Below are 20,258 nucleotides of genomic sequence, written 5' to 3'. Positions count from 1 at the left end.
CTTTATGGTTTAACCTCTCGATTTGAAGTTAGTTTGCCACGTGAAAATAGAGTTCTTGAAGGAAATGGAAAGTCTAAAGAATAGCGTTCGAAATGGCGATTATTCTTTATGGCACACCTTCTCCCTGAACTCTACTTTTGTGACAAATCAATCTTAACGGTGCGCACCTCATTCAAGATTGAGAAAATAAGTTGAATCATTTTTAATTTTTTTATTTATGAACAATTTCGTAAAAAATCAAAAAGAAGTAATCAATCAAGTTGAAGAAGTAAAAGTGAACGTTATGGATTTGATCGAATTAAAGAAGAAGTTGGCTAAAGCTAGAAAAGATTTAACCAGCTTGGAGAACAAGAACATGAATCCTGCCGTTATCGAGGCGCAGAAGAAGATCGTGGAAGAGCTGGAAGTGGAAGTTGCCAATCATCCTGAAATGAAGGCAAGCGAGATAAAGGTTAAACCTGATTTTATCACCTTTGAAGTGGTGGATGGCGATACCTACCAGAAAACAGAGGTAAGCAAAAAATTGGCTTTTGTTGAAAACAATCGTCCCATTGATTCCAAGAAGGTGGGTACTTTTATCTCTATCATTTCAGATGGAAAGTACGAGAAAGCCTATCCCGTTATCGTGATTCCTGCCGCTTCACTTGTGGAACAGGGATACACGGTAAAAGATATTGAAGGTAAGCCAATCCCTCAAGAAGAGGTAAAAGATTATTTTGTTGTTCTGGACGGTCAGCACCGAAGCATAGCTTTCGCCAGAATAAACGCCACTGGTGAAACTCGTGTTATTCCTAACGTTAGGATTAAGGAGAAAGAGAATGTAGGGGAATATCTTGTTGATATAAACAGGGTAGGCAACTGGAATACGAAGGATAAAATAACAGTAGCGGCTTTGGTGAATAAAGAGGATGAATTACTGAATGTTATGGCGAAACGCATGGAAGAGGGTTTTAATCCTTCCACGTTGGGGTTAATCTACACCAAGAAAAAATTATCTGACAAGGCAACGAGCTTGGCGTTGAAAGGGGAAGAATATACCTTACCACAGGGAGCGGAAATTAATATAGAGAGAGGCAACAAGTTCATCACGTTCTGTCAAATGGCAGGAATTGAAGTGAAAGATATTACCAAACGATACTTCATCGAGGGATTTGAAGGGTATAGTAGTGCGACAAGTGAAGAAAAAGCTTTCGAGGCTCTGGGTAAACTGGGAAGCTTGGAAGATAAAGCGAAGAAGTTTAAAGCGGTGAAATCTGGTAATGACTTTATCACGCTATTAAAAAAGGCTAGCAAGTAATAAAAAGGTTCTGGTTTTAGCTAAACACGTGTGAAGTCTGACAATGGCTAAAACCAGAAACCTTCATTGTTTAATTATAATATTAATAACATGATTGATTTAGAAAAAAGAAGAGAGCTGGGTAAAGTTCCCAAATTAATAACTGAAGAATTGTTGTGGTATATCAATCATCATTACAATGATGCAGAGATACTGGCAATAACATCCGAGTTGCGAACCTCCTTGCAAAAAAGGATAAACGCCTACAATGATGAATGCTTCAAGGTGGTGAACGAGGGTACGGAAGAAGAGGATGAAGAGTTTGACGAGGGGGAATACGATTCAATGATTGCCAAGTTGCAAACAGGTGCTAAAGAAATTCTAGTGAAGGAACTGGAACGGGGAATCAGTGAAGACGGTTGGAATCCAGATTTGTTGAACGAGTTGAGGATTGAATACTAGTTCTAAAGTGAGGTTTCTGTGGTTGTTTCAAATAACGACCACGGATTCCTTTAATCACCAAAATTTGAAGTCGGTGAGAAAATAGCTGGAACGGTATATAATACCTAAACGACAGTAAAAATTCACCACCTGTAAAATTAGATCACATGAAGAGATTATTTCAAAAATTGAAGTTTGAAGTTATCCCAGCGATATTGAAAAAGGGACAACGTTTGATTAACACTTTAAAAACGATAGGATATAAAGACATTCCAAGTAACGTGATACTGGATAAAACGCTAACGGGAATTGGTGCCACTTATCAGGAATTACACGCAAAACGTCATTCAATTATCATAGAACCTACCTTACCAGTGATACATGATAAAGCGTACGGTAAAGATGAGATATTGCCAGTTTATGAAAATTGTAAAGTTCCTGACGTGAAACGGTATTTGCAAAGGGCAGAGATTAAGTACAAGAAGATTCTTACCACGCCAGAAAGTTTCTGGAAGGTAAAGAAAGCGTGTGAAGAGTTGAAACTGGATATGTATGGTATGTTCTTTTGCCTGTTTGATGAATGTGAAAAGGTGACGGAGGATAGTGATTTTCGCAGGAAGATAACGAAACCGATGAAAGATTTTTTCCAGTTTGAAGGTAAGGCGTTCGTTTCAGCGACACCGCTAAAGGTGAGCGATCCTCGATTTGAAAATTTCAAGTGGATAAAGGTCAAACCTGATTTTGATTACAAGAAATCTTTGAATCTAATTATTACTAATAGCTATGAAATGTCCGTTCGTAAATTGTTACTGGATGATCTAGCAAACAGTTCTTGCGTGTTCGTCTTCCTGAACACAACGGATGGCATTGATAAGATCGTGAACACTTTAGGTATTGAAGGACAATCAAAGATATTCTGTTCTGGTAAAAGCGTGAAGAAGCTAAAGAAGAAAGGTTACGCTAATGTCGCAAGTTTATATTCAGAACCTATCGCCAAGTATAACTTTTTAACCTGTCGATTTTACTCTGCACTGGATATAATATTGAAAGTGAAACCAGATATAGTGATGCTTACCAACTTGTACGAGGCGGAACATTCAATGATTGACCCGTACACGGAAGCGGTACAAATATGCGGTCGCTTTAGAAAAGAGATTAACGGTAGTACATTTAATTCAATTACTCACGTTACTAACGTTCGTAACACGTTAAAGGTAAAAACGGATGAAGAAATTGATATTGAACTGGAAGAGAAGTTGAAAACTTACGAGGATTTACAAACTAGGTACAATACAGCCACAGATAAAACACGGAAGGAAGCTATACTTGACGATATAAGTAGATTAGGTCTAGCAGAATTTGCCACCCAACTTGATGATGGATTGCTTGAAATAGACTACTTCGCCATTGATAATTATTACAACAACGAGAGGGTAAAACGGTATTATCTATCTGGGAATGCTTTAAAAGAATCTTACGAGCAAACAGGGCATTTTACGGTTAATTACAGGAGCGTGTTTTATGCGGTAAGTGACAGTGTCAGGATGGAATTGAAACAGCTTCCAACATTCTCTGAACGCTGTAAATTGATGCTTGATAAATTGAACAAGTTACAGGGTGATCCAGATCGTAATTTTTATACTGGCATACTTAAACAGGAAAAAGATGGAGAATTGATAGTTGAAGCGTACGAGAAGTTAGGTGTTGAAGTATTTGCAAACAAGAAGTACCAGAGAGCGGAGATAAAAAAGGCTCTGGATAAATATAATATAGAATTATTACGTTTTAGCCCAATGGTATTACAGGAAATAAGAGAAGCCTTTCCTTTAAACGTGCCAATACCACAAGAAGATATTAAAAACCAGTTACAGGATATATACAAACGGTATGGCATTGATTATAAAGTGAAGAAGAATACCGTTGAAGATTATTATGATGTAAGCCTTTCATACAGCAAGAAACCGTACACGTACACGCTTAAAGCGATAAGAGAGAATCTATCTAAATAACCACAACTAAAGGATTTGTTAATGAACTTTAGAGAGTGTGCCTGTTGACGAGATTGATTTTTAATTGCTTGAGGGATGTTTCTAGTTGTAAAATTGTAGTTGGTGAATTTTTTACAGAATAGGTATATAAAAGGAATTAGATAGTATTTTTCCACTCGACATATTTTATTTGAATTTAGATTTTTAAAAAGAAAAAGTAGTATCTCCTTTGAGATGGAAATACTACTTTGATAACAATATAAATTTTGTAGCATTACAAATCTTTATAAATTAATTGTAATGTTTGTGGAATATAAATTTGTTGAAGCTCTGCTAATTGAATATGCAGTTCTGTCATTGTTTCACATTCTTCTATAGGGGCATGGTGTGCTCTCCATGATATGTTGTTTAATTCATACAATTGTCTTATAATATCAGACTTTTTATTATTAGAAAAATTGCAATTTCTATCTGTTTCGAGAGTGCTTATTATTGCTCCAAATGTTTGATTCATATCAGGTATATATTTACAATATTTGAACTTCAAGAAGCTTTCTAACACTAATCTAATGCAGCTAATTGCTTTTTCTTTATTTTCTTCATTAGGATTTTTTTGAAATTCTTCTAAAGTAATAATCGCTTTATAATATCCACTAAGCCAATCTTTTTTTAAATCATATTCAACGATGCAAGATTTACCATTATTGTTTAAAATTTGAAGAGTTCTTTTTTCAGACTTTTTAATTTTGTTGATAGAGTTGATGTCAAGTAAAAAATGTAAGTTATGACTAAGAATTATAATCTGTTTAACTCTTTCTTTTAATTGTGTCAAAAGCGATATAGTTCTGTTACGCCGATTTAAATCCAAACTCGAAAGAGGATCATCAAAAATTATAGTTTTCATATTTAATTGAGAAGATAAATCAAGTTTTGCAAGAAAAAAACTGAAAGCTATCGTGTTTTTATCTCCTTCACTTAGAGAATGTTTAATGCTTAAAGAATGATTTTCTTCAAATGAAATTTCTTCTCCATCAAAAGTTAATGTATAATCAATTAGCGGTTCTTTAGATTGACCTCTATATCCAGCATCTCTCGTGTTTGTTATTAAAAATTTTGTACAAAAAACATCTCGTAGATAGTAATTTATTTTATCACCATAAGTACTAAATAATGTGTTCGATATAGTCTTCTGTTGTTTTTGTAAATTTGAATTAATCTGATTTATTTGGGTTAATCGTTTTCGTTGAACTTTAAGCTTATTACATAAATCCCCAAGAGGTAATTCATATCTCATCTTTTTTATTTTTAGTACCTTGAGTTCCTTTTCAACTATTTCTTTGGAACGAATGTTTTGTTTCAAAGCTTTAATATGTTCATTATATGAAGCTACGATGCTATTTATTGTTCTAATTTGTTTGTTTATTATTTCAATTGTATTTTTGAATTGTATAATAACATCTATTGATTGTTGCTCTATTGGATTTATCTGCTTTTTATTTATTAGATTCTTCATTTGGGTAAAAGTACTCAAACATTCATTTTCATCGTTGATAAATGGAGGAATTGTAGTCTTAATATCGAAGTAACGTTTCCAAAACTCTTCATTCTCTTTGATAGATTTATAAGAATTTTTTAATTTGGATAATACAAGAGGTAAATTATAATTTTCTATTAAAGATTTTTCTTGTTTTATGCTTTTGATCAAGGTGTTGTATTCTTCATTAAAGTATTGTGAATATGCTTTAACTACTTGTTGGGCATTATCTAGTGATTGCTTACAAAAAGGACAGATGTCATTTTGAAGTGATAAGACTTTATAACCAGAGTAGAGCCATTTACTTGCATTGTTTAATCCTTTGTCCTCAAGTTGTTTAATGTCTCCTTGTATCGTTTCTAAATAATGTTGTTCTATGTTGTTTATATCTGTACTTAAAATATTCCCTAAATTTACCAAATCAAAAGGTAAACTAATATATTCGATATTTGATAGGTTTTCCTTTTTAAGGATAATCTCATTAGATTTTGCAACTTCTAATTCTCTTTCTTTGGTACAAATCAAAATATCTATATTTTTCTCTTTCTCTAAAGATAATATTTTCTCGACATCATTATATCCTGCTTGTAATTTTATCTCATCTTCTATTTGAGTAATAGTAGCTTTTTGTATCGATATTAAGGTCTTAGCTTTATTTATTTTATTCTTGATCCTGACTCCATCTTGCCCAAGAATGAACTGATGCAATTTCTTTTTGTGTTCATTATTTATATCAAAACCAGAATAAATATTTTCATTAACAAAAAAAGTATCAAATATTTCTATATCTGGCTTTAACTGATTCCATTGATTTGAATTATATTGGAATTGACAACTCGTGTCTTTAATTGAAACAATCTGTGGCATTAATGTTTTAACCCTCTTGCGTTTTAAAATTAGTGATGTTTCTCCTGATGAAAGAGAGCGAAAAATTGATGTTAATGTGGTTTTTCCTGCGCCATTTTCAGCATATATTAAATTAAACTCTTTGAGAGTAACGTCACCAACAGCCACATAATCTTCAAAATTACCAATAGCTTGTATTTTTTCTATTTTCGTTATCATGGTTCAGTTTTGATTTTAACACAAAGATATGTATTTAAAGAAGAAAATAATATTTAAAGATACACTTTGAGGATTGAATATGTAAAAATGGGATGATTATTTACGAATAACATTTAAGTGAATTATAGCCAGAAAATACATTGTTATATACCATTCTGGCTAAAACTCACCTTACTTGATTTATCAACTTTAGATACATCTAAAGTAAATTACTCATAGCTTCATCCATTTGCTTATCATCAAACTTACTAAGATATATTTCTGTTGTCTTTATATCTTGGTGTCCTAATGCTTGGGAGATTAGAGCTATATTAACACCTGTATTCTTCAAAATGCTAGCAAATGAATGCCTAGCAACATAAGTTGTTACATCTGCATCTATTTCCAATTCCGAAGCAAGAAGTTTCAACTCCTTATTGATCTTAGCAAGCATCTTGTGGAGCCTATTTTTCTTTTGTACCGATGTTTTATGCACTCTATTATCATAGATTGGGAAAAGATAGCCAGCTTCCTTCTGGTAAGGGGCATACTTCTTTATTATCTCTTTTGCCTGCTCACATAACTTAAAATTAATCGCTCCATGAGTCTTCTGCCTGTGATAACGAAGTCTTCCCCTGTGTACATTATAGGAGGTCAAGTTAGCCATATCTACTAGTGAAATACCGCCACTCAAATAAGCAAAAGTAAATATATCACGAGTAAATTCCCTTATGAAAGTAGCATTTATGGTTTCCGTGGTAATAATCCTCATCATATCCTCTTTAGATAATGCCCTCTTTCTGGTTGAGGTATCAAACTTACTCACCTTATATTCATTAAAAGGATAGTATTTCTTATTTACTATTTTAGCCTCGATTGCCTTATTAAATGTACTCCGTAAAGTTCTAAAAAGTACACTTAAAGTTGTCCCCTTACACTTCTTTCCTACAAGCCAACTTTCATACCGTTTTAACCAAGCAACATCTATTGAACTAAAAGGAATATCTAAATTAGAAGAAGTGAAATCTCTTAACGAATTATAGGAATATTTATAAACCAATCTATTCCCCTCATTTCCAGAATCCCTAAAACTAACCAACAACTCTTTATAGAACTCTCCCACCGTCTTATTTACTAGCTTTACTTTCTTACTTTCCACTAGCAATGCTGCCGTGTACTCCTTTTGCTCTGCTACAAATTCCAGTATCTGACGCTGATACTCAACTTGTTTATCCAAAATAATCTTCTCTATTAATTCCTTATCAGGACATCTAGGGGTTGGTTTATTCTTTTCAAAATCCCAATATTTAGGAAAGATAGCAATACCCAAACTTACATACTTTGGTTTTCTATCTTTTGTAACCCGAAGCATTAAAGGGGATTTTCCATTAGAAAGCACCTTAGATTTGTAACAAACCACTGATACTGAAGCATTCATACTAAATTTCTGGTTTAAACCTCAGTTTAAACATTTGCTCAAATCCACCCAAAAATCAAGGCAATAAAAAACAGCTACTTTCGTAACTGTCTCATTTTCTGTCGGGGTGACAGGATTCGAACCTGCGACCCTCTGCTCCCAAAGCAGATGCGCTACCGGACTGCGCTACGCCCCGAAAATGAGCTTCAAAATTGGTGGCGGAGAGAGGGGGATTCGAACCCCCGGTACAGTATCCCGTACGACAGTTTAGCAAACTGTTGGTTTCAGCCACTCACCCATCTCTCCAATTGCGCTGACAAAAGTAGTGCTTTTTATTGTTCTTGCAAGCTTTTGGCGTGATTTTTTTCTTTTTTTTCACGTTCAGCCACGAATTTCCCCACTTGATCGACTATTTCTGTGCGGGTGCAGGATATTTCCCCATCTTCTTCCACAATTGATGATGGAATTTCTGCTCGGCCTCAATCATCATCCACACTTTCTTGGCGGACAGAGCCTTGGTCAACTTCTCGATATATTCTTTCTTAATATCTCGTACAGCCTGTTCGGCAGATAACATAATCTCCAAATTCTTCAAAGCTTGTTGTTCCGTCACTTCCGGGACCTCTTTTTTATCTTTCCGACAGGTCAAATCTCGTATTTTATCATTCTCGACACGAATTTTCTGCTGCATCTCGTTATATAAAGGCCAGAACTTAGTGGCCTCTTCCGGGGTCAAATCCATCTCTTGAGTAAAAAAGGCTACTTTTTGAGCCTCGAACTCTTTCCGTTTGTCTTCACTCAATTTCCCGCTTTGGGCAAATAAAGAAAAACCAAACCCGACCATCAATATAATCAAACTTATCTTTTTCATATATCTTGCTTGTACATTCAATTCTACCTACGCTCCGCGTATAAAAACTCAATCGGATCAGTCTCTTGTGACAGATACTCGATGATCTCTTCACGAGATGGGTTAAAATCCGCATCGAAAATATTCTCATCCTCTGCTTGTGGCGTCATGTTCGCCTGCTCTCCATTTTTTGACAGCATCCGATTTTCATCCACCAGATTAGGAACTAGCAACTGTATGACGATCATTGCGAAAGCGAATAATCCCGCTAAACCGAGATAAGGTTTTAACGTCTGAAACAAACTCGTTTTCCGCGTCTTCCCTTCCTCATCCTTTATCCGGTCCATCACCCGATCGCCCAACGTGTCAAAATAACGATCAGGCACCGTGAACGGGTTCTTTGATTTATATTTCTCATCCAAATTATCCATAACCTTCCATTTTCTATTATCCAATAACTATTCGAACGAGGGTAAAGTATCCGAAATCTTCAAACTTTCCTCTATTTTCTTTACCGCATTGTGATAAGTTGCCTTCAGCGTTCCCACGGCGACATCCAGTACCTCGGCAATATCCTCATATTTCATGTCATCAAAATACTTCATATTAAATACCAGGCGTTGACGCTCCGGCAATTTCAACACGGCTTTCTGCAATTCCCGCTGGATCGAATCCCCACAGAAAAAACTATCACTTTCCAACTGATTTTCCAACATGGGAGTAATCTCCTGCGAGTTTCCATAAGTCTTCCGACGTTTTTCGCTCAAAAAATTAATCGCCTCATTCGTCGCCACCCGGTACATCCATGTAAACAATTTCGCCTCGTAACGAAACTCCCTCAACCCCTTCCAAATCTTGATAAAGGTATTCTGCAACACATCGTCGCTATCTTCATGCCCTATCACGATTTTACGGATATGCCAGTAAAGCCTCTCGCTATACTTTCCTACAAGTAACCGAAAAGCTTTTTCCTCTCCATTTCCGGAATGAAACATTCTTACAATATCTTCATCACTTATCTCGTTCATGCTTTCTAATCATATCGTTAAAGCCTACACCCCTATGACAACATTTTATGTCAAAGGTTTATTTACCATCATTTAAAATTTAAATCCGAGAACTTCTTTTTACCCCGCAAGAAATAATCCAACACGATACTCCGGGGATATATTCCCGAAAGACTCATGGAACTTTCAGGAACCGGATAGACTTTTCTCATCTCCCGGAAAGCCTTGTATGCCCGGATTACCGAACGGGTGTTGGACCATTGACCTTTCAACAGGAAAAGCCCTCCCGCCATCGTGTCCAGCAAAACTCGTGCAAAAAAGATTTTCTTACGCTGTTTAGCACACAGATTCTTATGCAACATCAATAAATTATTCCGGTAATTCAAAAACAATTTTTTCGGATGATTCATCGGCAACGAGCCTCCCCCCAAATGGTAGACGACAGAAGAAGGAACCACCTTTAAAGTATACCCTCCATTTTTCAATCGCCAGCAAAGATCAATCTCTTCCATGTGCGCGAAAAAAGCCTCGTCCAACCCTCCGGTCGCACGGTACACGTCCCGCCGAATACATAGAGAGGCCCCCGTTGCCCAAAAAACATCGACCTCATCATCATACTGCCCATCATCCTGCTCCGTGGTATCCATCACACGCCCGCGGCAAAACGGGAATCCTAAATAATCAATATATCCCCCGGCTGCTCCGGCGTACTCGAACTTCTTTTTATCCCGGTACGCTAATATCTTCGGCTGCACGGCCGCCACCCTCTCGTCCCGGTCCAACACGGCGACCAACGGTTCCAACCAACCGGGAGCGACCTCCACGTCACTATTTAAAAGAACCACGTATTCCGCCTCGATCATCTCGATTGCCCGGTTATATCCCCCGGCGAATCCGAAATTATCCTCGAACAGCACCCGTTCCACGTCCGGAAACTCTTGTTCCAGACATATCCAGGAACCATCCGTCGAATGGTTATCCACCACGACGACACGCCCCAAATCTGTATTCGTGTTCTTCACGACCGAAGGTAAAAACTCCCGTAATAACTTCTCCCCGTTCCAATTCAATATAATAACAGCTACCCGTTTCGCCATTCTAATTTTAGATTTATGATTTTAGATTTCCATCGCACAAGGACAACGCTTTTTGATTCCCTATTTTAAATTTCCTTTAGTTTTTAACTTTTAGCTTTTAGTTTTCAACTCTCTTATGTTTCCATCTTTTATGCGACCACAACCAAAACTCCGGCTCTTCTTGTATAAAAGATTCCAACAATCGAGTATGCATTTCCGTCAACTTCCCTTGGGGTAACTCGGACGGGTTGGCACACACATCCACGAACTCGACCTCGTAATACCCACGTTTCACCTTACGCATACGCACCGAAACCACCGGAATATTATACTTCCGGGCTATCCGTTCCGTACCGAGTAGAACCGGGGTATCTTGATTTAAAAAGCGCGTCCAGAAATTCAAATTACGCCCGTTAGGAGTCTGATCACCAATAAAACCAGCCAGAAACAAACGATTCTCCGAACGGTAACGAGCGATAACCCTTAACGTGTCATCCTTTGCCACGAGTACCGCCCCGAACCTTGAACGGATTTGTTTCATCATACGATCCGTCACTTTATCACGAATCGGTTTATACAAGGCCAGAAAATCCGCACCTGTTTCCCACAAACTGTAGGAAGACATCCACTCCCAGTTACCATAATGCCCTAACACCCCGATCACGCTCTTTCCCTCGTCAAAATACGACTGCGGTAACTCCGTGTTTTTAAACACACAACGTTTTCGGATCGAGCCCTCGGACATGTGCCACAGTTTATATAATTCGATAGACAAATCAGCCAAATGCTTGTAATATTTCCGTTCAATCGCCTTGATCTCCCGCAAGCTTTTCTCCGGGAAAGAATTACATAAATTCGTCCTCACAACCTTACGCCGATAATGAATCACGTAGTAAAGCAACAAATAGTTCAAATCCGCCACCAGATAAAGGACCCGGAACGGAAGAAAACTAATCAACCATACAAAACCATACAGAATATACGAAAACATAAGCATCAATTATAAATGTCAAAGATACGTGCTTTACAATTGAAATCCAAAAAGAACTTCCTCTCGCTTTTTTTACTCATTATAAATTGGCATTATCAGAATTAATCATTAATTTCGTGAGTTGAATGCGTAAAAATACGAACAGTTATGGAGCAAGAAAACTTACAACAAGCCGAAGAGTTGAATAACAACGAGCCAATTTCTCCGGATACTTTAAATGATGAAACACAAGAAGAGGTTTCAGTTCAGGGTCAACCTACACCGATAGAGAAAGCCCCCGAAAAGGAAGTTCCGGCATGGGATTTCTCCAGTTTTAACACGGACGAGATTATTTCTCACATGAAGTCTTTAATCGACGATTTCCCCGTGCAACGCCTGAAGGTGCTGGATTCCCTACCCCAAGTTTTCGAGGCCCAGTACCAAAAAGAATACGATAAAGCATTAGCCGATTTTACCAAAGACGGGAGTCCGGCTGAGGCATTCGACTATCAGGACAATTCTAAAGAACGCTTTTATAGCGTGTACAGAACTTACCGGGAGAAAAAATCGGAATATTACAAAAAACTGGAAGGAGAGAAAGAACAGAACTTGAAAGAAAAACTCCAGATTATCGAGGAGTTAAAAGATCTGATTCAACACGAGGAATCACTGAACAAAACATACCAAGATTTCAGAAATTTGCAAGACAGATGGAGAAACACGGGTATGGTTCCGCAAGCTCAAGCAAGTGATTTGCTGGAAACGTATCACCATCACGTGGAGAACTTCTTCAATTATATCAAAATTAACAAGGAGTTGCGGGATCTTGATCTGAAAAAAAACCTAGATGCCAAGAATGCCTTGATTGAACAAGCCAACGCTTTACTCGAAGACAATAACATCGGGAATGCCTTTCGACAACTGCAATCACTCCATTCGCAATGGAAAGAGATCGGACCGGTTGCCAAAGAAGTTCAAGAAGAAACCTGGAACCGATTCAAAGAAGTGACGGACAAGATCAACAGCGCTTACCACCGTTTCTTTGACAACCTCCGGGAAGAACAGGACAACAACTTGAAAATCAAAGAAGAGATTTGCGTGAAACTGGAAAATTACGCATCTGTTTCCTTCGAAAAACTCTCCGAATGGAACGTGGCCACGGATACCGTTCTTGCCCTGCAAACCGAATGGAAACATGCCGGGACAATTCCGATCAAGGAGCGTAATCGCCTGTATAAACGTTACCGGGCTGCTTGCGATGCTTTCTTCGAGAGAAAACGTCAATACTTCCAGGAAATACAGACCTTGCAGAATAAAAACCTGACCAAGAAAATAGAACTTTGCGAGAAAGTCGAAGCGTTAAAGGATAGTACGGATTGGGCTACGACCACGAAGAAAATCATCGAGTACCAAAAAGAATGGAAAACAATCGGCCCCGTATCCAAAAAAGTATCCAACAAGATATGGAACCGTTTCCGGTCTGCCTGTGACCATTTCTTCGATCGAAAATCAGCTCAATTCAAACATGTCTCTTCCGATCAGGAAAAGAATCTTGAACTGAAACGAGAACTGATCGAAGAAGTACGCAATTTCAAATTGACCGGTAATAACGATGATGACATCGAAGCATTGAAAGCCTTCCAAACCCGCTGGGCTGAAATCGGATTTGTTCCGATCAAAGAAAAAGAAACCGTTCAAAACGAATTCCGTAAACTAATCAACGATCACTTTGATCAGCTTGACATCGACGAATTCGAGAAAAACATCGAACGATTCAAGTCCAAAATCAACACGTTCGACAACAGTGATGACAAGGACAGCAAGATCATTCAAGAAAGAGAAAAATTAGTCAACAAGATCAAGCAACTGGAAACAGACCTTCACGCTTGGGAAAACAATATTGGATTCTTCTCCAAATCAAGCAATTCCGAGAGTCTGGTCAAAGAATTTTCCAACAAGATCGAGAGCGCTCGCCACAAACTGGCATTAATGCAAGAAAAGCTGAGACTCATCGATGGCATGATTTAAGTTGAGACCATCAAACACAAAAAGAGGCATTTCAAAAGTGCCTCTTTTTATGTTTGTATGATATTTTTTCTTACTTTTGTCGTTAAGTTTCAACATACTTGTTCCATTTGATTGTTATTCATTGAATAACAAAAAGTTCAAGTATTTTCAAACCGTTGGATGTATAATATAGAAATAACTATAAAATATTTATATCGTGTCAACAAAATATGTTTTCGTTACGGGTGGAGTTGCTTCTTCTTTAGGAAAAGGAATTATTGCTTCCTCATTAGCAAAACTGCTTCAATCAAGAGGTTATAAAGTTGCAAACCAGAAATTGGACCCGTATATCAATGTCGATCCCGGAACCTTGAATCCTTATGAACACGGCGAATGTTACGTGACCAATGACGGGGCAGAAACCGATCTGGACTTGGGACACTATGAAAGGTTCACCAATATCCCGACGTCCCAGGCGAACAACATCACGACAGGGCGTATCTATCAAAACGTGATCACGAAAGAACGTCGCGGTGATTATCTAGGCAAAACAGTACAAATCATCCCGCATATCACGGATGAAATCAAACGAAATATAAAACTCCTCGGGGCAAAAGGGGATTACGACGTGGTAATCACGGAAATCGGGGGTACGGTAGGAGACATTGAATCCTTACCGTTCATCGAGGCCGTTCGCCAGTTACGCTGGGAGCTGGGCGAAAAATCCGTGTTCATCCATTTGACTTTGGTTCCCTACCTGAGTGCCTCAGGCGAGTTGAAAACCAAACCCACGCAGCACTCGGTTAAAGCCCTTCTCGAAAACGGGGTACAGCCGGACATCATCGTGTTGCGCACCGAACATGAACTGGGTTCTGATCTGAGAAGAAAAGTTGCTCTTTTCTGTAATGTTGACCCGAAAGCCGTTATCCAATCCATAGACGTTGACACGATTTACAAGGTACCGATCAAAATGCGGGAAGAAAAACTGGATGAAATCGTTCTTTCCCAGCTTGGATTACCTTTAAAACACGAACCGGACTTGGAATCATGGGAACGTTTCCTGTACAAATTCAAAAACTATAATCGCAAAGTCACCATCGCCCTCGTCGGGAAATACGTGGAGTTACACGATGCCTATAAATCTATCGTGGAATCATTTATCCACGCCGGGGCGGCTAACGATTGTAAGGTAAATATTAAATGGGTACACAGCGCACACGACATCAACGTGGAAAACGTATGTGACATATTCAAAGATGTTGACGGTATTCTCGTGGCTCCCGGATTCGGACAACGAGGAATTGAAGGAAAACTTCTTGCCATCGAATATGCCCGTACCAACAATATCCCTTTCCTGGGAATATGCCTGGGCATGCAAATGGCCGTTATCGAATACGCTCGTAACGTGCTGCACTTGGACGGAGCCGATTCCACGGAAATGGCCCCGAAAACCAAATACCCGGTCATCGACTTGATGGAGTCTCAGAAAGAAGTTACAGACAAAGGGGGAACCATGCGTCTGGGAGCATACAAATGCGTGCTGAAAGAAGGATCTAAAGCAATTGAGGCCTACGGGACAAAAGATATTGAGGAAAGACACCGCCATCGTTATGAATTCAACGGCAAATACACCGAACAATTCGAACAAGCCGGTATGATCACGACAGGAGTTAATCCGGACACGGGATTAACTGAGATCGTGGAAATCCCGACCCATAAATGGTTCGTGGGTACACAGTTCCACCCCGAATACAAGAGTACGGTAACAAACCCGCATCCTCTATTCGTGGCGTTTGTGAAAGCCTGTCTATCATAAAAGTTAAAAGATAACAGTTAAAAATTAAAAACCTAAAACTAAAATATGGATAGAAATACAATAACCGGTTTAGTAGTCATTGCGCTCATACTAATCGGCTACTCTTATTTCATGAGTCCTTCCAAAGAGGAACTGAAAGCCATGCATGTCCGGGACTCCATTGCACGGGTTGAAGCCCAACGGGCCGCTGCATTGGAGAAAGAACGTCAGGCAGATTTTGCAGCACAACAACAAAATACAGAAACGCAGCAAGCCGGAACAGAGGCCATCTTCAAACAAGATTCTCTGCCGGTAGAACAATACACCCTGGAAAATAATAAAATCAAATTACACATCAACACCAAAGGGGGATGCATTGACTATGTTGATCTAAAAGGATACCGCACACACGACTCTCTCCCGTTGATTCTGTGGAAAGACCACAAGAGTTCCATGGGCTTGAATTTCTACGCCCGGAACAAGCAAATCAACACGGCAGATCTGGTTTTCGTTCCAAACACGAGTCAAAAAGAACTGAATGCCGAGGGAGCTGAACAAGTACTCACGATGCGAGCTTACGTGGATGAAAATAAATACCTCGAATTCGAGTACAAATTAGCCCCGGATTCTTACATGGTTGATTTCAACATCAACACGTACAATCTGAATGACGTTATTGCCTCGAACACGAACTTTCTCACGCTATACTGGGGAGTGGATATGCCTCAACTTGAAAAAAGTAGAGACTTTGAAAGCCGCTATACCGGGGTGTACTACAACTTCTCAAACAATGATGTAGAACATCTTTCCCTGACCGGAGACGAGAAAGTAGACTTGCCGACGAGCGTGAAATGGGTGGCTTACAAACAGCAATTCTTCTCCTCCGTACTTATCGCAAAAGAGTCATTCCCGAACGTGTTGGTCTCCACGGCCAACAACACGAACCCGGGCTTTTTGAAAACGGCAGATGCTGAAATTTCATTACCTTACTCCGGGAAAGCCATTGAAAAATACGATATGCGTTTCTTTTTCGGTCCGAACTCCTATCCGGTCTTGAGAGAATACGGCAAAGATATTGAACTTCCCCAGTTGATTAACTTGGGTTGGAAATGGATCGCTTGGTTTAACCGTTACGTCGTAATTCCAATCTTCAACTTCTTGGAATCGCACGTGACCTTGAACTACGGTCTTATCATTTTACTGTTGACCCTGATCATTAAACTTGTTCTTTTCCCGCTGACTTACAAATCGTATATGTCACAGGCCAAGATGCGAGTTTTGAAACCGCAAATTGACGAGATCAACAAGAAAATCCCTGCCGATAAGGCCATGGAACGCCAGCAAGCCGTCATGAAATTGTACAAAAAGGCAGGAGTGAACCCCATGGGAGGATGTTTACCGATGCTTTTGCAGATGCCGATCTTGATCGCCCTCTTCTACTTCTTCCCCGGAGCCATCGAATTGCGCCAGAAGAGTTTCCTGTGGGCCACAGACTTGGCATCATACGATTCCATCGCCACGCTGCCCTTCACCATTCCGTTCTACGGAAACCATGTCAGCCTGTTCTGTTTGTTAATGACGATCACGAACATCTTGTATATGTGGTACAACAGTAAGAACCAACCGCAGAATGACCAGATGAAAGGAATGCAGACGATGATGTACATCATGCCGATCATGTTCCTGTTCATCTTCAACAGTTATTCATCCGGTTTGAGTTACTACTACTTCATCGCCACGTTGATCACGATTGTTCAGACTTGGGCTATCCGGAAATTCGTAAACGACGAGAAATTGTTGAAACAAATAGAACTAGCCAAAACGAAACCCGTGAAAAAATCCAAATTCCAACAGAAATTGGAAGATATGCAACGGATGCAGGAACAACGGATGAAACAAATGCCGAAAAAGAAATAAGGTACGACAAATAACATTAACGAGGGAGTGACTAAATATAATCACTCCCTCGTTTTATAACTCACTAATTCAAAAAACTCCTCCGTCACTTCGTGCCACCTCCTCTATAAACAGAGGAGGAGCTGGTGACTCTTCCCGAAAAAAGAGAGTATTTCAACTCTCCCTCTGTTTATAGAGGGAGTACGGCGAAGCCGGGAGGGAGTTTGAAAAATGACTTTTTGGACTCCCTCGTTTTATAACCCACTAATTCAAAAAACTCCCCAATTGCCGATAAAACGATATGAATTCCTCAAAAGACAAATTTACAGATTCCAATTCGTTCACATTAATATCGTAACTGATCTCTACTCCCCGATCTTCCACCTTATCAATATGCTTTCGAACATAAGGTGGTGTCATGAAATGTGAAGCTCGGGAATCTTCATTCACTCTAAAATAAATTTCCCGACCAGACACAACAGGAGAATAATCCGCAACATCCCAACAAACCTTCCGATCTCCATTCTCTCCATACATTTTCAAGAATTCATAAATAATATCCGCCACCCTTTTCAATTGATCTGCCGACATACAATTCAAACTGGATTCAAACGTGTCAAGACCATATTCAACAAAAAACACTTCCTTACGTGCATCAAAATTTATACTCTTATCAATACTAATCGGATATCTGTTATACCCTTTAATATTGCAATCAAAAGGAGCTTTTTCTCGCTTGATGAATAAACCGACCGTCTTGTAAAGTTCTTCGAGTTGCTCGTACGTCACACCGTAGATTTCACTATTCCCCACGGTCATACAATAAGTCGTGGCTTCCATGGCAGGTTTATCATTACTGACAACTTTTTGCTTCTGTTTCTTAAACACCCGCTTCAGTTCTTTTTCTTGATGACAAAGGAATTGTTGCATCTGACAGATAAAATCATACCATTCCGTGAAATAACAGATCGAAGATATAAAGCCATTTGACGCATCAATAACAGCCTCATTCTCTTGTTTTGACTGTTTAGCGTTAGCGACATAATAGGCACAAGCTTTTTGTATTTTTCCACACTCGAAACTCCATGGACGACGAAGTACCCGGAAAAGATTATTGAGATGACAAATACAATTATAGATCGTTTCCAACGGATCTTCAGAAACCAAATCCACGTTACATTTTTTAAGATCCTCGACCATCTGTCGGTAAAAACGATTCTCGGTTAAGGAATCGGAAAGACATTCATCGCCTGCAAATTTTTCCGACACATTCGATGCTGGGATAAAATCACTATTCCCCATAATCCTGACTATTAATTGATTGTCCATCTACATTCAACGACATATCCTCCGTTTTCAATAACTCATTCAATTCACACGCTTGACGCTGATGATATTGTAAAAATCGGCCAAGCAACACCCGAAAGCGAGAATTATCTAACAAAAAAGTAGTCCAATCACCCCATACTTCTACAATCCGTAACCGCTCCTTTTTAGAAATACCCTCGGTAGTCAAATATTGCAGAACAGCTTTTTGAATCACCGAAATTTCATCTGCCCACGACCGATCGAATAATGTCAACATTTCAATCAATCTCGTGTTTCTTTTTTGGAGAGTCACAAGCCCCGCTTTATCCGTCATTCCCGGTGACGCAATCGGATACATCATTTCGAGTTGTTTCGAATAATACTCCATCAATTTTTGTTTCTCCTCAATTGATAACTGATTGGCTACCCGCCCGGGTACTTCCATGTCTACCGCAGACACACGGTTTACATCTTCTTCCATAATAATATGTATTAATTTAGACGGGTATTCCAAAAAGAACGGTCCCGCCTGACCCGTTGTACGTCACTTCAGCGAAGCCGGAGGCACATTAATGCACTCCACGGGGGTGCGGAACCGAATATCGGCAACAGCAGCAGGCAAAAAAAATGCCTGCCACTGAAATTGAAGCAGATCCACTACTTCGCTGATTATGACGTACGCCACAAATATACAACATTTTTAAACAAAGCAAACAGTAACAGGAGAATAAATTCATCAAAAATGTAACTATATACCCTAATCTATGGAAATTCCTATGGCAACGCAGCCACGAAAATTTATCGTTGCGCCCCTATTGACACCCGATTGCTTTCCATTACCCAAGTCCCGACAATGTTATTTTTACTTATATCCTGTTAAAATGGCGGCGATAATCGGGCGATGATCGGGCGACAATCGGGCGATGGCGCCTAACTGTCGCCCAACAGTCTGCCAACCATCAAGAAACGGGGCTGCTTATCCTTTAGAAAGGTATGTAAAGCTTGCTAAAGAAGGGATGGGGCTTTGATTCCTTCAATAATTGCATGGACCAGACTGCCCAAAGTACAATATATACCGAACATGGTAATTATATTGAACATTTCCTTTATCTCACTCATCTCTTCCATGTTTCAGTGGTGTCTTTATAAAAAGAGTATAAAGTTTGTGTACAGTACAAATTTTAAATTAAAACACCATGAAAATAGAAAAATCATAAAAACGATGGCAATCATAGCATTGCTTATTATAACATATCCTACAATTTCTCTGTCACGGGAAATTTCTGGAACAGTACGGAAGTATGGTTCACATGAAAAGTTATCGAACATTAAGGTTATTTTCAAAGGAACAACAAATGGAGTAACTACAGATTACAATGGTTCTTTCATGATAAAAACGACTTCTATCTCAGACACCATATTAGTTTTCAGTTACATTGGTTACATTACACAAGAACTCAATGTTGCTAAAACTAAGTATCATGTTATATATATGCGAGAAGACGATTCTACCAAAACAAACTACAATTTTCTTAATTCTTTAAACATTTTATATCAATTTCTAAGACAAGAAGATAAAGAAAAACCCATAAAAATACCCATGAGACCAGAAACAAATTAATTATACAACAATATTACACAAACTTTAT

Annotated in this window: 16 protein-coding genes and 2 tRNA genes; 7 read left to right on the top strand and 11 right to left on the bottom strand. The window is 38.8% G+C overall.

What is annotated here, in order from left to right; translation table 11 throughout:
- The first annotated feature begins 217 nt into the window (after positions 1-217).
- The 3 genes from F1644_RS16225 to F1644_RS16215 all read left to right on the top strand — a co-directional run bounded on the left by F1644_RS16225 (position 218) and on the right by F1644_RS16215 (position 3,726).
- On the top strand, positions 218-1,297 hold the full coding sequence (locus F1644_RS16225) for a hypothetical protein (protein ID WP_168044481.1): 1,080 nt from the start codon (positions 218-220) through the stop codon (positions 1,295-1,297).
- Positions 1,298-1,387: 90 nt separating this feature from the next.
- Positions 1,388-1,738, top strand: a complete 351-nt coding sequence (locus tag F1644_RS16220; RefSeq protein WP_168044482.1) for a hypothetical protein — start codon at positions 1,388-1,390, stop codon at positions 1,736-1,738.
- Positions 1,739-1,884: 146 nt separating this feature from the next.
- The gene (locus F1644_RS16215; protein ID WP_168044483.1) at positions 1,885-3,726 is read left to right on the top strand and encodes a hypothetical protein; all 1,842 of its coding nucleotides are present in this window, start codon (positions 1,885-1,887) and stop codon (positions 3,724-3,726) included.
- Between the two features lie 253 nt (positions 3,727-3,979).
- On the opposite strand, the gene F1644_RS16210 is transcribed toward F1644_RS16215, so the two are convergent.
- The 9 genes from F1644_RS16210 to F1644_RS16170 form a co-directional block, all read right to left on the bottom strand.
- Complete coding sequence (locus F1644_RS16210) at positions 3,980-6,304, bottom strand: AAA family ATPase (protein WP_168044484.1); 2,325 nt, start codon at positions 6,302-6,304, stop codon at positions 3,980-3,982.
- 199 nt (positions 6,305-6,503) lie between these two features.
- Positions 6,504-7,721: a site-specific integrase gene (locus F1644_RS16205; protein WP_168044485.1), complete on the bottom strand. Its 1,218-nt coding sequence runs from the start codon at positions 7,719-7,721 to the stop codon at positions 6,504-6,506.
- A 101-nt stretch (positions 7,722-7,822) separates the two neighbouring features.
- A tRNA-Pro gene (locus tag F1644_RS16200) sits at positions 7,823-7,896 on the bottom strand.
- A 20-nt stretch (positions 7,897-7,916) separates the two neighbouring features.
- Positions 7,917-8,006: transfer RNA gene (locus F1644_RS16195), tRNA-Ser, on the bottom strand.
- Positions 8,007-8,109: 103 nt separating this feature from the next.
- Positions 8,110-8,571, bottom strand: a complete 462-nt coding sequence (locus F1644_RS16190) for a hypothetical protein (RefSeq protein WP_046451355.1) — start codon at positions 8,569-8,571, stop codon at positions 8,110-8,112.
- A 23-nt stretch (positions 8,572-8,594) separates the two neighbouring features.
- On the bottom strand, positions 8,595-8,981 hold the full coding sequence (locus F1644_RS16185) for a hypothetical protein (RefSeq protein WP_118305527.1): 387 nt from the start codon (positions 8,979-8,981) through the stop codon (positions 8,595-8,597).
- 27 nt (positions 8,982-9,008) lie between these two features.
- Positions 9,009-9,578, bottom strand: a complete 570-nt coding sequence (locus F1644_RS16180; protein WP_027202215.1) for an RNA polymerase sigma factor — start codon at positions 9,576-9,578, stop codon at positions 9,009-9,011.
- A 68-nt stretch (positions 9,579-9,646) separates the two neighbouring features.
- Positions 9,647-10,654 carry a glycosyltransferase family 2 protein gene (locus tag F1644_RS16175; protein ID WP_118305526.1) on the bottom strand — a complete coding sequence of 336 codons (1,008 nt, stop codon included), beginning with the start codon at positions 10,652-10,654 and terminating at the stop codon, positions 9,647-9,649.
- Positions 10,655-10,751: 97 nt separating this feature from the next.
- Positions 10,752-11,624, bottom strand: a complete 873-nt coding sequence (locus F1644_RS16170; RefSeq protein WP_118305545.1) for a lysophospholipid acyltransferase family protein — start codon at positions 11,622-11,624, stop codon at positions 10,752-10,754.
- Positions 11,625-11,771: 147 nt separating this feature from the next.
- Between F1644_RS16170 and F1644_RS16165 the strand changes: the two genes are divergently transcribed.
- The 3 genes from F1644_RS16165 to yidC all read left to right on the top strand — a co-directional run bounded on the left by F1644_RS16165 (position 11,772) and on the right by yidC (position 17,322).
- Entirely contained in the window at positions 11,772-13,631 is a 1,860-nt protein-coding gene (locus tag F1644_RS16165; RefSeq protein WP_087420766.1) for a DUF349 domain-containing protein, read from the top strand.
- 187 nt (positions 13,632-13,818) lie between these two features.
- Positions 13,819-15,426: a CTP synthase gene (locus F1644_RS16160; RefSeq protein WP_370818997.1), complete on the top strand. Its 1,608-nt coding sequence runs from the start codon at positions 13,819-13,821 to the stop codon at positions 15,424-15,426.
- 45 nt (positions 15,427-15,471) lie between these two features.
- The gene (gene yidC / locus F1644_RS16155) at positions 15,472-17,322 is read left to right on the top strand and encodes a membrane protein insertase YidC (RefSeq protein ID WP_118305525.1); all 1,851 of its coding nucleotides are present in this window, start codon (positions 15,472-15,474) and stop codon (positions 17,320-17,322) included.
- A 243-nt stretch (positions 17,323-17,565) separates the two neighbouring features.
- Here yidC and F1644_RS16150 read toward each other — a convergent pair whose 3' ends face one another.
- Positions 17,566-18,603: a hypothetical protein gene (locus F1644_RS16150; protein ID WP_118305524.1), complete on the bottom strand. Its 1,038-nt coding sequence runs from the start codon at positions 18,601-18,603 to the stop codon at positions 17,566-17,568.
- Positions 18,593-19,090, bottom strand: coding sequence for a hypothetical protein (locus F1644_RS16145; protein ID WP_118305523.1), 498 nt, complete (start codon positions 19,088-19,090; stop codon positions 18,593-18,595). Before F1644_RS16145 ends, F1644_RS16150 begins: the two co-directional genes overlap by 11 nt.
- A gap of 741 nt (positions 19,091-19,831) precedes the next feature.
- Here F1644_RS16145 and F1644_RS16140 point away from each other — a divergent pair.
- A complete protein-coding gene (locus F1644_RS16140; protein ID WP_158572065.1) occupies positions 19,832-20,230 on the top strand; it encodes a carboxypeptidase-like regulatory domain-containing protein in 399 nt (132 codons plus the stop codon).
- Positions 20,231-20,258: the final 28 nt, after the last annotated feature.

The organism is Butyricimonas paravirosa (assembly GCF_032878955.1).
In the GTDB taxonomy this organism is placed as follows: domain Bacteria; phylum Bacteroidota; class Bacteroidia; order Bacteroidales; family Marinifilaceae; genus Butyricimonas; species Butyricimonas paravirosa.
This window is presented reverse-complemented; position numbering and strand designations above follow the sequence as displayed.

Coding starts and splice junctions, on each gene's coding strand:
- F1644_RS16165 (WP_087420766.1), top strand. CDS start 11,772: ATGGAGCAAGAAAACTTACAACAAGCCGAAGAGTTGAATAACAACGAG.
- F1644_RS16185 (WP_118305527.1), bottom strand. CDS start 8,981: ATGGATAATTTGGATGAGAAATATAAATCAAAGAACCCGTTCACGGTG.
- F1644_RS16225 (WP_168044481.1), top strand. CDS start 218: ATGAACAATTTCGTAAAAAATCAAAAAGAAGTAATCAATCAAGTTGAA.
- F1644_RS16180 (WP_027202215.1), bottom strand. CDS start 9,578: ATGAACGAGATAAGTGATGAAGATATTGTAAGAATGTTTCATTCCGGA.
- F1644_RS16210 (WP_168044484.1), bottom strand. CDS start 6,304: ATGATAACGAAAATAGAAAAAATACAAGCTATTGGTAATTTTGAAGAT.
- F1644_RS16190 (WP_046451355.1), bottom strand. CDS start 8,571: ATGAAAAAGATAAGTTTGATTATATTGATGGTCGGGTTTGGTTTTTCT.
- F1644_RS16170 (WP_118305545.1), bottom strand. CDS start 11,624: ATGTTTTCGTATATTCTGTATGGTTTTGTATGGTTGATTAGTTTTCTT.
- F1644_RS16140 (WP_158572065.1), top strand. CDS start 19,832: ATGGCAATCATAGCATTGCTTATTATAACATATCCTACAATTTCTCTG.
- F1644_RS16150 (WP_118305524.1), bottom strand. CDS start 18,603: ATGGGGAATAGTGATTTTATCCCAGCATCGAATGTGTCGGAAAAATTT.
- yidC (WP_118305525.1), top strand. CDS start 15,472: ATGGATAGAAATACAATAACCGGTTTAGTAGTCATTGCGCTCATACTA.
- F1644_RS16175 (WP_118305526.1), bottom strand. CDS start 10,654: ATGGCGAAACGGGTAGCTGTTATTATATTGAATTGGAACGGGGAGAAG.
- F1644_RS16205 (WP_168044485.1), bottom strand. CDS start 7,721: ATGAATGCTTCAGTATCAGTGGTTTGTTACAAATCTAAGGTGCTTTCT.
- F1644_RS16215 (WP_168044483.1), top strand. CDS start 1,885: ATGAAGAGATTATTTCAAAAATTGAAGTTTGAAGTTATCCCAGCGATA.
- F1644_RS16220 (WP_168044482.1), top strand. CDS start 1,388: ATGATTGATTTAGAAAAAAGAAGAGAGCTGGGTAAAGTTCCCAAATTA.
- F1644_RS16145 (WP_118305523.1), bottom strand. CDS start 19,090: ATGGAAGAAGATGTAAACCGTGTGTCTGCGGTAGACATGGAAGTACCC.